General features: G+C 42.4%; 17 protein-coding genes. 1 reads left to right on the top strand and 16 read right to left on the bottom strand.

Annotation, left to right across the window (positions count from 1 at the left end; genetic code table 11):
- Positions 1–3: 3 nt before the first annotated feature.
- From murI to ubiE, 15 genes are all read right to left on the bottom strand, one after another.
- A complete protein-coding gene (gene murI / locus EOD41_RS15835; RefSeq protein WP_127706685.1) occupies positions 4–831 on the bottom strand; it encodes a glutamate racemase in 828 nt (275 codons plus the stop codon).
- A 62-nt stretch (positions 832–893) separates the two neighbouring features.
- Positions 894–1403, bottom strand: a complete 510-nt coding sequence (locus EOD41_RS15830; RefSeq protein ID WP_127706683.1) for an OmpH family outer membrane protein — start codon at positions 1401–1403, stop codon at positions 894–896.
- 55 nt (positions 1404–1458) lie between these two features.
- Positions 1459–1992: an OmpH family outer membrane protein gene (locus EOD41_RS15825; RefSeq protein ID WP_127706682.1), complete on the bottom strand. Its 534-nt coding sequence runs from the start codon at positions 1990–1992 to the stop codon at positions 1459–1461.
- Positions 1993–2006: 14 nt separating this feature from the next.
- Complete coding sequence (bamA, locus tag EOD41_RS15820; protein WP_127706680.1) at positions 2007–4547, bottom strand: outer membrane protein assembly factor BamA; 2541 nt, start codon at positions 4545–4547, stop codon at positions 2007–2009.
- Positions 4548–4609: 62 nt separating this feature from the next.
- Positions 4610–5347 carry an isoprenyl transferase gene (locus EOD41_RS15815; protein ID WP_127706774.1) on the bottom strand — a complete coding sequence of 246 codons (738 nt, stop codon included), beginning with the start codon at positions 5345–5347 and terminating at the stop codon, positions 4610–4612.
- Between the two features lie 204 nt (positions 5348–5551).
- A complete protein-coding gene (locus EOD41_RS21080; RefSeq protein ID WP_240663445.1) occupies positions 5552–5800 on the bottom strand; it encodes a hypothetical protein in 249 nt (82 codons plus the stop codon).
- Positions 5801–5817: 17 nt separating this feature from the next.
- Positions 5818–6069, bottom strand: a complete 252-nt coding sequence (locus EOD41_RS21075) for an ExbD/TolR family protein (protein WP_240663444.1) — start codon at positions 6067–6069, stop codon at positions 5818–5820.
- Between the two features lie 109 nt (positions 6070–6178).
- On the bottom strand, positions 6179–6958 hold the full coding sequence (gene porG, locus EOD41_RS15805) for a type IX secretion system protein PorG (RefSeq protein WP_127706678.1): 780 nt from the start codon (positions 6956–6958) through the stop codon (positions 6179–6181).
- Between the two features lie 9 nt (positions 6959–6967).
- Positions 6968–7849, bottom strand: coding sequence for an NAD kinase (locus EOD41_RS15800; RefSeq protein ID WP_127706676.1), 882 nt, complete (start codon positions 7847–7849; stop codon positions 6968–6970).
- A 9-nt stretch (positions 7850–7858) separates the two neighbouring features.
- Complete coding sequence (locus tag EOD41_RS15795) at positions 7859–8518, bottom strand: CBS domain-containing protein (RefSeq protein ID WP_127706674.1); 660 nt, start codon at positions 8516–8518, stop codon at positions 7859–7861.
- 1 nt (position 8519) lies between these two features.
- Entirely contained in the window at positions 8520–9281 is a 762-nt protein-coding gene (locus EOD41_RS15790) for an alpha/beta fold hydrolase (protein WP_127706672.1), read from the bottom strand.
- Between the two features lie 108 nt (positions 9282–9389).
- On the bottom strand, positions 9390–9839 hold the full coding sequence (locus EOD41_RS15785) for a GatB/YqeY domain-containing protein (protein WP_127706670.1): 450 nt from the start codon (positions 9837–9839) through the stop codon (positions 9390–9392).
- A gap of 126 nt (positions 9840–9965) precedes the next feature.
- Positions 9966–10727 carry an SDR family oxidoreductase gene (locus EOD41_RS15780; protein WP_127706668.1) on the bottom strand — a complete coding sequence of 254 codons (762 nt, stop codon included), beginning with the start codon at positions 10725–10727 and terminating at the stop codon, positions 9966–9968.
- Positions 10728–10796: 69 nt separating this feature from the next.
- The gene (gene porT / locus EOD41_RS15775) at positions 10797–11525 is read right to left on the bottom strand and encodes a type IX secretion/gliding motility protein PorT/SprT (protein ID WP_127706666.1); all 729 of its coding nucleotides are present in this window, start codon (positions 11523–11525) and stop codon (positions 10797–10799) included.
- Entirely contained in the window at positions 11526–12257 is a 732-nt protein-coding gene (gene ubiE, locus EOD41_RS15770) for a bifunctional demethylmenaquinone methyltransferase/2-methoxy-6-polyprenyl-1,4-benzoquinol methylase UbiE (RefSeq protein WP_127706664.1), read from the bottom strand. It lies immediately after the preceding gene.
- A gap of 107 nt (positions 12258–12364) precedes the next feature.
- Between ubiE and EOD41_RS15765 the strand changes: the two genes are divergently transcribed.
- Positions 12365–13066 (top strand): 3-keto-disaccharide hydrolase, encoded by a 702-nt coding sequence (locus EOD41_RS15765; protein ID WP_127706662.1) that lies wholly within the window; start codon positions 12365–12367, stop codon positions 13064–13066.
- Positions 13067–13119: 53 nt separating this feature from the next.
- On the opposite strand, the gene EOD41_RS15760 is transcribed toward EOD41_RS15765, so the two are convergent.
- A complete protein-coding gene (locus EOD41_RS15760; protein WP_127706660.1) occupies positions 13120–13617 on the bottom strand; it encodes a VOC family protein in 498 nt (165 codons plus the stop codon).
- Positions 13618–13661: the final 44 nt, after the last annotated feature.

The following is a 13661-nucleotide window of genomic DNA, read 5'->3' as shown; positions in this document are numbered from 1 at the left end:
CCGCTACTTTACCGACACATACTCCGACTGAACAGCCGAGCAGAAAAACATCGACGCGTGATGATCAAAATCCTGGGTATCATCTGATGTGGTGAAGAATTTACGACTGCCGCCTTTGCTTAGTCTCTCTTCCATCTCGGGATGGCGCTGCAGATAATCAACCAGGCTTTCGGCTACTATATCGCCTTGCGCAACTACTTTTATATCTTGCGGCAGATGTTTTTCTATCTTGTCCTGAAGCAGCGGATAATGGGTACAAGCGAGCAGTATGGTATCAATGTTTGCCGATTGCTCAAGCAACTGATCAAGATAAAGCTGAACAAAGTAGTCGGCGCCGGGATTATTGTATTCCCCGGTTTCTATTAAAGGCACCCAAAGCGGACAGGCTTGTTGGTGTACTTTTATTTCAGGAAAGAACTTTTGTATTTCGATAAGGTATGATTCAGACTGTACGGTACCCTTTGTACCGAGTACGCCAATCTCGCCGGTTTGAGTGTAGTTGCCTATTACTTCAGCTGTTGGGCGGATAACCCCTAATACCCGTTCGTCGGTATGCAGTCCGGGCATGTCTTGTTGTTGTATCGTGCGCAAAGCTTTTGCTGACGCGGTGTTACAAGCCAGAATTATAAGCGGACAGCCCTGCTTAAACAACCATTGTACACATTCCCATGTGTACTCGTGTATGGTTTTAAACGAACGGTTACCATAAGGCGAGCGTCCGTTATCGCCCAAATAGATATAATCATACTCAGGCAACTGCGCGGCAATAGAACGGAAAACCGTTAGCCCGCCGTAACCTGAATCAAAAATACCTATAGGTTTGTTTAACACGCTGCAAAAATAAAAAAGCGCGCCGTAATGCGGCACGCTTTTATGTCATAATAATTATGCTATTACTTTAAGCCTAATTTCAATTTTACCGCAGCCATCATATCGTCTGCTGTAGGAGAAACTAAAAGCTCAGTTTGTGAAGAATCAAGTACATATGAGTAACCTTTTTCTTTTGCTACAGCTGATATAGCATCTTTTGCTTTAGTAAATAACGGTTTGGTAAGTTCGTTGCTTTTTGCTTCAACTTTACCACGCGCGTCGTTTTGAAAATCCTGAATACGTTTTTGCAGGTCTTGCAGTTCGTTTTCTTTAACCGTACGAGCAGCGTCGTTCATAGTAGCACGGTCTTTTTCATAAGCCTGACCTTTAGTTTGAAACTCAGTAGCCATTGTTTGGTAAGTGTCAACAAACGTTTTTTGATAAGCGTCAAGCTGAGTTTTGATGGTTTTTGTTTCAGGCATTTGATCAATCAGCTGGTTAAAGTTGATGTGACCAATTTTTTGCGCCTGAGCCATATTGCCTAAAAACAGCATCGCACCCGCCACTAAAGCTACCTTAAATAATCTTTTCATTTTTCCTTTTTGTTCTGTTGTGTGTTTAATAATAGTTATTTTTTACTTGAAGTATTTACTTTACAAAATTACCCGGTTTTAAACCTAAGCGGGTAACTACTGCGTCACTTTTGTCATAACGCGGATTAGCATAAAGCATCAGCACCTCACTGTTCTTATCGAATATCATATCCAGATTTTCGCTTTCGGCAACAGCTTGTATAGCTTTAGACACTCTATCCTGAATTGGTTTAATCAGCGTGTTACTTCTTTGTGAAAGTTCGCCTTCAGGGCCAAATTTATCACGCTGAAAATCCTTAGCAGCCTTTTCTTTCCCAACAATTTCAGCCTCGCGGCGTTTTTTCATTTCAGGTGTCATCAGCACCTGGTCGGCCTGGTAGGCTTTGTACAAGCGGTCAATCTCCTGAAACCGCGCTTCAACCTCTTTCTGCCACTGGTCTGATTGCGCGCTAATTTGTTTTTGTGCCGATATATAATCAGGGATATGCTTCATGATATATTCCGAATCAACAAAAGCAAAACGCTGTGCAAATGCTCCTGCAAATGCAGTAAACGTTAAAACCGCTATTAAAATTATTCTCTTCTTCATCTTTATCTTTCCAATTAATTAAACCCGCCTGATAAACTTTGTGATATTGAAAAGTGGAATTGCCCTTTGTTGGCATCAGGTATACCCGGTATCCTATCGAAACCATAACCGTAATCCAAACCAAGTAAGCCAAATATAGGTAAAAAAATCCTTGCACCTACACCTACCGAACGCTTCACGTTAAACGGACTGTAATCTTTAAATCTGTTGAACGCGTTACCTCCTTCTGCAAATGCCAGCAGGAATATAGTCGCCGACTGGCTATTGATAACCGGGTGGCGAAGTTCAAGCGTAAACTTATTATATATCGAACTGCCCGGGTTATTATTTGCTGTATAATTAGAACCAACGGGTACAATTGAAAAGTTTTGGTAACCGCGCAAACCTATGATCTCGCTACCCTGCAAAAACTGGTATGTTTGCATCCCATCGCCACCAAGTTTAAAGCGTTCAAACGGCGACTCAATAAGGGAATTGTATGATCCCAGGAAGCCAAACCTTGCCTGTGACATTACTACCAGCTTGCCATAAATGCGTTGGAACCACTGTGCATCAAATTTCCATTTATGGTATTCAACCCACTTATATCTTTCGGCAGGTGTAGCAATTTTATAGTTTACATTGTTCCATAACGAATAAGGCGGTGTAGCCTGAACCGTAAATTTAATATTTGAACCCATAGTAGGATAAATAGGCGCATCCAGTGAGTTACGGCTAAGTTCCTGCGTTAATTTGATATTATATGATGTACCGTTGCTGAACAGGTATCCCGGATAGTTATCCAGATTATAGTGGTCAAAGTTAAGCGAGTAGTTTAACTGGAAATAGTTATCAGGCCAGTTTAAACGCTTACCTAAAGTAACACCAACACCGTTTATACGCAACTTGTTATAATATGGGCTTGATTTTGGATAATATTGTCCGGTTGAGCTGCCTTGTGTATAGGCCGATAAGCTGAAGAATATCGGTTTCTTACCGCCCAACCAAGGTTCACTAAAGGTGAACGAAAAGTTTTGATACAAACGACCGCTCGACTGACCTCTTAAGCTCAACCTTTGTCCGTCACCTTTTGGCAGGGGTTTATAAGCATCAAGATTGAAGATATTACGTAATGAGAAGTTATTGAACGAAAGACCTAACGTACCTACCAGTTGCCCGCCGCCGAAACCACCTGAAAGCTCAATCTGGTCTGAAGGTTTTTCAACCACATTATATTCTATATCAACTGTACCGTCAGCAGGATTGATATTAGTAGGGCGAGGTTCGGTTTTCTGCTCGTCGAAGCTACCTAACTGCGAAAGTTCACGTGTACTGCGGATCAAGAGTTCTTTGTTAAACTTCTGGCCAGGCTTTGTACGTATTTCACGGCGCACTACCTTATCATTGGTAACATCGTTACCTTTTACCAAAACGCGGTTTATAGTGTATTGCGGACCTTCATATATACGGATATCAAGATCAACTGTATCGCCATAGATACGGGTTTGAACCGGATCAGAATTATAAGTCAGGTAACCATCGTTAAGATATAATGATGATACGTCATCATTACTTGGTGTTGGGCCCGATAACCTTTTGGTTAACTCTTCCTCACTAAATATATCACCTTTTTTGATACGCAATATTCTGTTCAGATAATCGGTTGGATATTTAGCGTTGCCCGACCATGTGATGTTACCAAAATAATATTTAGGGCCTTCGTAAACTTTAATTTTTACATTTACAGTGTTATTATCATTACGTGTTACCGTATCACTTAACACCTGTGCATCACGATAACCTTCAGCCTGCATTTTTTCAACAAGCGTTTGTTTATCTTCAAGGTATTTATCTTCCTTAAATTTCTTTGAGCCAAATATGTTATAGAACTTTTTGGTACGTGTATTCTTTAAAAACTTACGTAATTTTTTATCAGTAAATGCCTGGTTACCGTCAAACTCAACGCTTTTTATTTTAACCTTTTTACCCCTGTTTACAGCGACATCCAGTATAACACTGTTTTCATCTCCCGGATCAGGGCGTTGTTTTATATCAACAGTGGCATTATAATATCCTTTCTCGTTGAAGTGCCTTAAAATAATAGCAGTTGTTGTGCTTAGCAGGTTTTCGTTAACGATCTTTCCTGTTTTATCGTTCAGCTTTTTCTGTACATCCTCTATCTGGCCTTTGCTTATACCGGTTATATGCAACCTGGACAGCCTTGGCCTTTCAACCACCGCAATTTCCAGATATACAGTATCAAGGTTAACGCGGGTTATGTTTAGTTGCACATCATCAAACAGATTTTGCTCATACATAGCCTTTACCACGCGGGCATTAGCCTCACCGGGAAGGGTTATCGATTCGCCTTTGTTGAGTTTTGATATGGTTATCAGTGCGTCTTTATCAAGGTTTTTAACACCACTTACGGTTACTCCGCCAATAATATATTGTTTGGGGTTAAGATAGCTCAACGAGTCGGGCGTTTGGCCTGCGGGAACCGTATCGGTAACCTGCGCGTTTGCCGCAACCGTTATACATAATAATGAAAATACAGCAAGAATATATTTATACATCAAGGATATTTTAGTGGGCTAAAAATAGTTTAAACAGTTGTTAAATAGTGTTAAAAGTAAAATTAGTTTAACTGCTCGCTTGTCAACCCGAAACGTCTTTCACGTTTCTGGTAGTCCAAAATGGCCTCAAACAGGTCTTCACGCCTGAAATCGGGCCACAGTTTTTGGGTGAAATAAAGCTCGGCATAGGCTATTTGCCAAAGCAGGTAGTTACTTATTCTATACTCGCCGCTGGTGCGTATCATCAGCTCAGGGTCGGGCATGTTGTAGGTATATAAGTTTTGCGAAAATACTTCATCATTAATATCATCAACACTTAACTCCCCTTTTTGCACTTTAAGCGCGATGCTTTTTGCGGCATGCAGTATCTCTCGGCGCGAGCTGTAGCTTAATGCCAGGGTAAGTACCAAACCGGTATTACCCGATGTTTTTTCAATGGCGTTATGCAGTTCGCGATTACATTTTGAAGGCAGCATATCCAAATCGCCAATGGCATTAAGGCGCACGTTATTTTGCATAAAGGTGTTTATTTCTTTATGAATAGTGCTAACCATCAATTCCATAATAGCGTTAACTTCAATCTTTGGGCGATTCCAGTTCTCTGATGAAAAAGTGTACAGGGTAAGATATCCCAAACCTAACTCGCAGGCACCTTCAACCACATCTCTTACCGCAATTACGCCGTTATGATGGCCAAAAACGCGCAATTTGCCCTTTGTTTTTGCCCACCTGCCATTACCATCCATTATAATGGCAATATGCCTGGGCATTTTCAATAAGTCTATCTGATCCTTTACCATTAAGCCGTTAAAAAAGCGGATATGTTGTAACACACCTTATTCAATTAAAAAACAGGCGCATAAGCCAACAATTTTTCAGGGTACAAAGGTAAAACTTACTTTCTATTTTTTTAGTATGATGATATAAAAGAAAATAGCCTATTTATACACAACAAAAAAGCCGGGTTATAACCTGGCCTTTCTTTGAGTTCATTATAACGCTTATTAATATATTCCGCGGTCTTTTAGCAGACTAATATCTTCGACAGATATGTTAGCAATAGCGTATGATTGCACGTCATTTATTTCCATCTCGTCTAGGGTGTTTACCAAATCACTATACACTGAAGTGTCAGCAGGTTTTATAATGGCAAACAAAAACTTGCCCGAAGCCTTGTGTGCATAATCTTTGGCCTGAATTATGGCCTTACGTAAGCCATTTTTACCATAATCGGCCACGTACGGACCAAGCAATGGTTTTTTGGTTTCCCCTACATACCATACCAGTTTGTTATTGTTACCAGGACAAATAGTAAGGTACGGCTTGCAGCAACAGGCTCGCTTGGCCCGTCGACAGGCATAGCCACCGGCATAACCTTGGGTTTATTAAGCGTTGTTGTAAAAATAAAGAAGGTAATTAGTAAAAAAGCAAGGTCAACCATCGCGGTGAGGTCAACATGAGCTGCAATGCGTTTACGGCTTTTTCTGCCCGAACGTGGGGCATCAGTATTTAATTCGGCCATGACAATAAGTATTAAGGTTAATGTTTAGTTATATAAGCTATAACGACATTAAAATACAAATTGTTGTATAAATACAGAATAAAATTTTACAATTAGTAAATATACAAAATTATCTTTCGTAATAGCACTTTTCAGTTACAAAGGTGTACGAAATGGAAATATTAAACATCAGGTACATATCGGGTGTTCTGAAGTTGCCACGTTGCGTCTTAGGCGTAGCTGTTTGACCAGGCGAGCGGTCGGCCAGTCGACGTGCCAGATCACTTTGTAAAGTAGCGGGATCAGCATACCAGCCGCTTACATCATCAAGGTAATCGGTACTGGTATAACGATAACCCAGATCACCAATCAAATTAAATTTACCGCCTATATTATATTTTATGCCTGCACCAAATGGGATAGCCATAATGTAGTTGGGGTATTGTTTTTCCTGCCCTTCAGTTCGTAACTTACGCAAGCCAATTTCACTGTCGTTTAACTTTGTTCTTGGCGCGTGCGGTGTAACACCAAAACCAACAAACACAAACGGCGTGAACTTATTTTTGCCTGCATCAGGTATGTAGTGCATAAAGTTAAACTCACCGGTTATACTCGCTTCTTTAATTGTGTTATGAAAATCAAGGTTACGCTGACGATGGTACGCATTGTTTGAAGTACTGTCGGCAGCACCAATTTTGGCGTAATTTAACGCCCCTTTTACCGACAAATACCCATTAAAATTGTATTTAAGAAAGCCAGTGAGCGAAACACCGCTTATTTGTAACGGGTTATGCTGGTTAAGATCGCCCATGTAACCTGCGCCGCCTACACCACCGCCTATCTCCCAGGTTTGGGCATGCGCAAATGCAGTAAGAAAAATAAATAGTATGGTAAGTAAACGTTTCAGCATCCGCTCAAATTAATAATTACGGGTATCAAGCCCCCACAACAGTTTATGTCTTAACGTTGAGAGATAGCTTTCATTATTCAGGCGGATAAGGTTTAATTTAAAATCAGCTTTTTGTACGTTGAAACGCACTGTGCGGTCGAGCACCACTGTACGCGAATCGGCCGATACCAGGTAGTTGGCACTGCGGCATTCAACCTCAAAACTTAGCCGGCAACTGTCGGGCAGAACCACAGGACGCACATTCAAATTATGCGGCGATATAGGAGTAACCGCTATGCTATTTGATTGAGGAAAGATGATCGGGCCACCACAACTTAACGAATAAGCGGTTGAGCCTGTAGCAGTTGACACAATCACGCCATCGCTCCAATAAGAATTCAGGAAATCGCCGTCAAGAAACGCATGTGTGGTAATCATGGCCGAATCGTCGCGCTTATGAATGGTTACTTCGTTAAGCGCAAAATTTTCGTCGCCAAATATCTTCGCTTCTGATTCGATGCTTAACAGTGTGCGGCAGTCGAGTGTAAATTGGTGGTTCACTACCGCGTAAATAGCCGCGGCAATATCCGTTTTATTAATACTGGCTAAAAAGCCAAGCCTGCCAAAGTTGATACCTATTACAGGAATATTAGTATCACGAATAAGAGTTACCGTATCCAGCAAGGTACCATCGCCGCCAAGGGTGAAGAAAATATCAATGAAATCTTTTATTGGTTGATCTTCTTTCAGCTCACTATAAGTTACCTGTTGTATTTTGTCCTGCAGATACTGGTGAAGTTTGCTGTGCACATATATATCGACATTATGCTGCGCCAGGGTGTCAAATATCTGCTGTATAAAAGGAAGTGCTTCCTGGTCGTTAAACTGCCGCCCGTAAATCGCTATCCTCATATATACAGTTTACATATTCAGGTAATTCATCAGCGAATCATACCTGTCCATTGAATTATCACGGCTGTTATGGTTAAAGGTTGCTTTTATATCATAATTATAACGTACAAAGGTTGCCGCTATTGATGATATGTCTTGTTTATTCACTTTCAGGGTGACCTCCATCCGGGTTGAATCAGGGAAGGTACGAACGTACGAACTAAGTATCTGCGCGTTGTCCGATTCAACAATCTGCGCCATGTGCGCAAGTGAATTGTTGCGGTTGCTAATTTCGAGCACAATAATACCACCCGGCGTAGCTACCGAAGTTAGCTCGGCAAAGTACTCGTTCATCGTATTGATGGATATCATGCCCAGATAGCGGTTTTTGATATCAAGTACAGGCACTACGCTAAGCCGCTGTTCATAAAACAGGCGGATAACATCGTAAATATGCTGCTCTTCTAAAACGTAAGGATTAACCAGTGATAAAGCCAGGGCACCAATTTGCGTATCATAATCCGGCTCTTCAATCAGGTCGTCTTCTGATAAAAGGCCCAGAAATTGCTCTTCGTTAACAATAGGCAAATGGCTTACACGAAACTCAGCCATCCTGTCCATCACCCTCTGTATAGTATCAGAGGTATGAACCGGGGGAATTGTATCGGCAACCATTTCTATCGCTAACATGCTATTTTTTTATTTTTTCTAAAAACAGGTTAAGCAGCTTATTAAACTCAACCGGCTGCTCCATCATGGCGGCATGACCGCATTTATCAATCCAGTGCAATTCCGAATCGGGCAGCAGTTGATTAAACTCCTCGGCAACCTCAGGAGGCGTGATCTTATCGTTACGTCCCCATATCAGTCCTACCGGTATGGTTATCTTATGCAGATCCTTTGCCATGTTATGCCTGATAGCCGATTTTGCCATAGCCAGTATTCGTATAACACGGTTACGGTCGTTAATTGTTTGAAAAACATCATCAACCAGTTCTTTTGTAGCTACCGCCGGATCGTAAAAAGTATATTCTACTTTTTCCTTCACAAAATCATAACTCTCGCGGCGTGGAAAGCTACCACCAAAAGCATTTTCATATAAACCGGAGCTGCCTGTAAGTACTAACGCTTTAACGTACTCAGGATGCGATAATACATAAATCAGCGCCACGTGCCCGCCAAGCGAATTGCCTAATACGGTGATGTTTTTCAGCTCTTTATACTTTACAAACTTATGCACAAACTTGCTAAGGCTTTTTACACCTGTAGTAAGTAAAGGCAGATCGTAAATGGGCAGCATAGGTATAATTATGCGATAGCGGTCTTTAAACTCCTCTATCACCTGCTCCCAATTACTAAGCGCGCCCATAAGGCCGTGAAGCAGCAGCAATACATCACCCTCGCCCTCATCAATATAACTAAAACCCTTTTCCTGTTTAAGTGCGAATTTCATATTATGCTGCAAATCAGTTAAAAATTTATGTCGGCTTTGTTTACTGCCGGATATTATATGCTGTAAAAATAGTTTATTGCCGTTTACTTGCAATACCATTAACAATATTTAGCCCAAAAGCTGTTTTACTACTTCTGATATAGTTTTGCCATCGGCCTTGCCTGCAAGTTCTTTATTGGCAGTTCCCATAACCTTGCCCATATCTTTTACCGATGTTGCACCAACTTTTGTAATGACAGCCTGAATATATGCTTCCAGTTCGGCACGTTCCATTTGCTTTGGTAAATAGCCTTCAATAACTTCCATTTCGGCCACTTCTATCTCGTACAGGTCTTCACGGTTTTGTGCCTTATAAATATCAGCCGACTCTTTACGCTGCTTTACCAGCTTTTGCAATACTTTTATTTCGGCTTCTTCGGTAACTTCTTCGGCAGCGCCCTTTTCAGTCTTTGCAAGCAGCAAAGCTGATTTGATAGCCCTTAAGCCTCTCAGCCTGTCGGCTTGCTTTGCCAGCATGGCTTGTTTAATATCCTGGTCTATTTGTGTTGATAATGACATTTTTTATTTCGGATTTCGAATGTTCAATTTCGGATTTAAAAACCCGGCACAAAACTGCAAATTTTTATTTCGGATTTCGAATTTCAATTTCGAATCTGGTTTGTGCTTGATCTGCACATCTGCAAATCAACTTTTTCTAAATATATTCGTCGCTGTTGCCTGCGCAGTTGGCATCACTACTATGTCGTTAATGTTTACATGCGCCGGGCGCGATGCCGCGAACCATATGGTTTCGGCAATGTCCTGCGCTACTAACGGCTCGAAACCTTCATACACTTTTTTGGCACGCTCTTTATCACCTTTGAATCTCACTTCGCTAAATTCGGTTTCCACAGCTCCCGGATGTACGCCCGTAACACGGATGCTATACTGAAGCAGATCCAGACGCATACCCTGGTTGAGCGCGTCAACAGCGTGCTTGGTGGCGCAATACACGTTACCGTTAGGATAAACTTCTTTCCCGGCTATCGAACCAAGATTAATGATGTGCCCGTAACCATTTTTTATCATCCAGCCGGAAACAATGCGGCTTACATACAATAGGCCTTTAATATTGGTATCGATCATGGTTTCCCAATCGTCGAGGCTGCCATTCTGTATTGGGTCAAGGCCCTGACTTAGCCCCGCGTTGTTTACCAATACATCTACCTGTTTCCAGTCTGAAGGCAATGCTTCAAGGGTTTCAGCAACTGCTTGTCTGTCGCGCACATCAAACTGTGATACAGCTACTTCAACATTATACTGCTGGTTTATAGCTGATGCCACACCCTCAAGCCTGTCGAGCCGGCGGCCGGTAAGTATCAAATCGTACCCTTCGCGGGCAAACACGTAGGCGCAGGCCTCACCAATGCCTGCCGTAGCGCCTGTTATTAATGCAATTTTTGCCATAGTTATAATAACTAAGGCAGCGAAGTTATGTTTTTGGGATGTACTTTCTGTCGGTTTTTGGTAACGATGTTATTCGAAATACAGGCTGAATTGCAGCGTATGCAACGCAAGTCCGCTAAGCGGCGCCGAGTAAGGATGATTTTCCTTTACCAGAATATCGCCAAAGCTGTTTGATATTTTTAATTCGGGTGACATTTTGAAGAACTCAAAATAAATATCGCAGCCTATGCCGACTTCATACGACGCATACATGCGTTTGTTTTTTACCATCTTGTCTAAAAGGCCTTTTTCGGCATCGGTAGTTTTGCGCCCTACGGCTCCCGACAGCTTGGCGCCGCCGATAAGATATCCTCTGAAATCGCCCAACCTGTCCGACTTAAGTTTTAACAGCAGCGGCATATCAATCATGGTATTGTTCACCTGCTTTTCTACCATAGTGTCGTCATTGTAGGTGTAGATCAGCTTACGGTCGGCAAAAACAATTGAGGGAGTAATCCTTGCCTCAAGATGCGATGTTAAAGTATAGCGTGCTAGTAATCCAACCGCAAATCCGGGTGCGTCGGGCGAACTGATGCTTGTAAGGCCTGGAGTAACAGGCAGGCCCGACTGAGGGTCAATAAAAGGATCTTCCCAGTAAAATTGCTTGTTTATTTTTAAATAGCTTTGCACATAACTGAACGTAAAGCCAAAGCTGAAGTCGGTTAAATCGGCACCTCCGCCCCATGCCGGTACGCGCTGGGCATAGCTTGTCCCTGCAAAACCAAACACAGCAATAAACAGCAGGTAAACGTATCTCATTTATTTTACACCGGTGTAAATTGAACAAATACCAAACGCCAAAGGCCTGCTTTTGGTATGCTTAAACCCAATTTTGTCCATCAGCGCGGTAAAACTTTTTCCATCCGGAAAGGCCGCTACCGACTCAGGCAGGTATGAATATGCCCTTGAATCTTTTGAAAAAAGCTTACCAATGCCGGGTGTTATATATGAAAAGTAAAAGTTGTACAATTGTTTTATAGGGAACGCCTTCGGCTTTGAAAATTCAAGCACAACCGCTTTACCACCTGGCTTAAGCACACGAAAAATATCAGCCAAACCAGCTTCAAGGTTTTCAAAATTGCGCACGCCGTAAGCTACTGTCACCGCGTCAAACTCATTGCTGGTAAAAGGCAAGCCTTCCGAATCACCCAGTTTTATTTCAAACTTATCACCAAGTCCGCGTTTAGCTATTTTTTGTTTGGCGATGTCAAGCATCCCCTGTGATATATCTACCCCAATAATCTTTTCAGGCTTAAGTATGGATAAGGCCTCGAAAGCGAAATCGCCCGTACCGGTAGCCACGTCCAGTATCAGTTTTGGTTTATCCTGTTTAAGTTCGCCTATTGCCTTTTTCCGCCAGATAATATCAATACCCAGCGACATAAAGTGGTTCAGAAAATCGTAGGTTTTTGAAATGTTGTTAAACATATCGGCCACCTGCTGCTTTTTGGTAGCCTGCTCGTCGCGATAGGGCGTTACAGTTTTGTTCATATCACAGTTAAGGCGGTAAAGATAGGGTTAATGTGCGAAAGTAGCTGAACAGTTGTTGTCAACATGCAAATAATTAATCAACTTTGTTGTTACCAATTTACTATATTATGAAGATCAGACTGACCTTTACCATCCTGATCGCTATTGCTGTTATATGCCTTGCTTCACATATAAAGGAGCAACAAAATGTAGGCTGGACAAGCCTTTTTGACGGCAAAACGCTTAAGGGATGGCATGCCTATAATAAATCCGGGGAAATAAAGAACTGGGTTGCAAAAGACGGCGTACTGGAATGCATTGAAACGCCCTATGAGGATGTAACCGGTGACATTGTTACCGATAAAGAATATGAAAATTTTGAGCTGATGTGGGACTGGCGCATTGGCAAGGGCAGCAACAGTGGTGTTATGTACCATGTTGTTGAAGATGCGAAATATCCTTACACTTTTTTAACCGGCCCCGAGTACCAGTTAATAGATGAGACAGGCTGGCCCGGCACACTGGAGCCATGGCAAAAAGCCGGTGCCGACTATGCCATGCATCTGCCCGATGATAAAAAACAATTAAAACCTGCCGGTGAGTGGAACACCAGCCGTATTGTTTTTAACAAGGGGCATGTTGAGCATTGGCTTAATGCCGAAAAGATTTTGCAGTTTGACGCCTGGACATCCGAATGGATCAAAAAGAAAACCGAAGGCAAATGGAAAGACGTGCCGGATTATGGATCGGCTAAAAAAGGGCGCATAGCATTACAGGCGCATGGCGGCAAAGTGGCTTTCAGGAATATTATGATTAAGGAGTTGAAGTAAGCGCCTCATCATTGCTTTACATATGAGATGCCGAAATAAACTCGGCATGAACCTTACTGTTCCTCATCAACTTCAGCCAATAACCCTTCAATATCCAGACGGCGGGTGTACATATCAACCTGCCCTTGCGCATTCAGCGGCCATTGTTCGCGTGGCCTGTCCCAGTATAGTTCAACGCCATTGTGATCGGGGTCGTCAAGGTAGATAGCTTCAGACACACCATGATCAGACGCTCCCGTGATAGGGTATTTGGCGGCAATCAATCGCTTTAGCGCCACTGCCAGATCTTTGCGCTCGGGGTAAAGGATTGCTGTGTGAAACAATCCGGCTGCATTTTCAGCGGCCGGTGGGCCACCCTTGCTGTACCAGGTGTTCAAACCAATGTGGTGATGATAACCGCCTGCGGAGATAAACGCGGCCTGGTCGTCGTAGGTCTGCATCAACTGAAAGCCAAGCAGGCTGCAATAAAAATCGAGCGCACGCTGTAGGTCGCTCACTTTTAAATGAACATGCCCAATGCGCGTTTTAGCCGGAATGATGTAGTTATCCATATTTACAAAAGCCCTGCATGTTAGCACGGCTTATTGCAAATATA

Source organism: Mucilaginibacter limnophilus, from assembly GCF_004005815.1.
Classification (GTDB): domain Bacteria; phylum Bacteroidota; class Bacteroidia; order Sphingobacteriales; family Sphingobacteriaceae; genus Mucilaginibacter; species Mucilaginibacter limnophilus.
Note: the sequence above shows the minus strand (reverse complement) of the source record. Positions and strands in the feature narration are given on the sequence as shown.

Excerpts from the sequence above, each read along its gene's own strand:
- EOD41_RS15830 (WP_127706683.1), bottom strand. The coding sequence starts at position 1,403 with ATGAAAAGATTATTTAAGGTAGCTTTAGTGGCGGGTGCGATGCTGTTT.
- EOD41_RS15825 (WP_127706682.1), bottom strand. The coding sequence starts at position 1,992 with ATGAAGAAGAGAATAATTTTAATAGCGGTTTTAACGTTTACTGCATTT.
- bamA (WP_127706680.1), bottom strand. The coding sequence starts at position 4,547 with ATGTATAAATATATTCTTGCTGTATTTTCATTATTATGTATAACGGTT.
- EOD41_RS15815 (WP_127706774.1), bottom strand. The coding sequence starts at position 5,347 with ATGGTAAAGGATCAGATAGACTTATTGAAAATGCCCAGGCATATTGCC.
- EOD41_RS21075 (WP_240663444.1), bottom strand. The coding sequence starts at position 6,069 with ATGGCCGAATTAAATACTGATGCCCCACGTTCGGGCAGAAAAAGCCGT.
- porG (WP_127706678.1), bottom strand. The coding sequence starts at position 6,958 with ATGCTGAAACGTTTACTTACCATACTATTTATTTTTCTTACTGCATTT.
- EOD41_RS15800 (WP_127706676.1), bottom strand. The coding sequence starts at position 7,849 with ATGAGGATAGCGATTTACGGGCGGCAGTTTAACGACCAGGAAGCACTT.
- EOD41_RS15795 (WP_127706674.1), bottom strand. The coding sequence starts at position 8,518 with ATGTTAGCGATAGAAATGGTTGCCGATACAATTCCCCCGGTTCATACC.
- EOD41_RS15790 (WP_127706672.1), bottom strand. The coding sequence starts at position 9,281 with ATGAAATTCGCACTTAAACAGGAAAAGGGTTTTAGTTATATTGATGAG.
- EOD41_RS15785 (WP_127706670.1), bottom strand. The coding sequence starts at position 9,839 with ATGTCATTATCAACACAAATAGACCAGGATATTAAACAAGCCATGCTG.
- EOD41_RS15780 (WP_127706668.1), bottom strand. The coding sequence starts at position 10,727 with ATGGCAAAAATTGCATTAATAACAGGCGCTACGGCAGGCATTGGTGAG.
- porT (WP_127706666.1), bottom strand. The coding sequence starts at position 11,525 with ATGAGATACGTTTACCTGCTGTTTATTGCTGTGTTTGGTTTTGCAGGG.
- ubiE (WP_127706664.1), bottom strand. The coding sequence starts at position 12,257 with ATGAACAAAACTGTAACGCCCTATCGCGACGAGCAGGCTACCAAAAAG.
- EOD41_RS15765 (WP_127706662.1), top strand. The coding sequence starts at position 12,365 with ATGAAGATCAGACTGACCTTTACCATCCTGATCGCTATTGCTGTTATA.
- EOD41_RS15760 (WP_127706660.1), bottom strand. The coding sequence starts at position 13,617 with ATGGATAACTACATCATTCCGGCTAAAACGCGCATTGGGCATGTTCAT.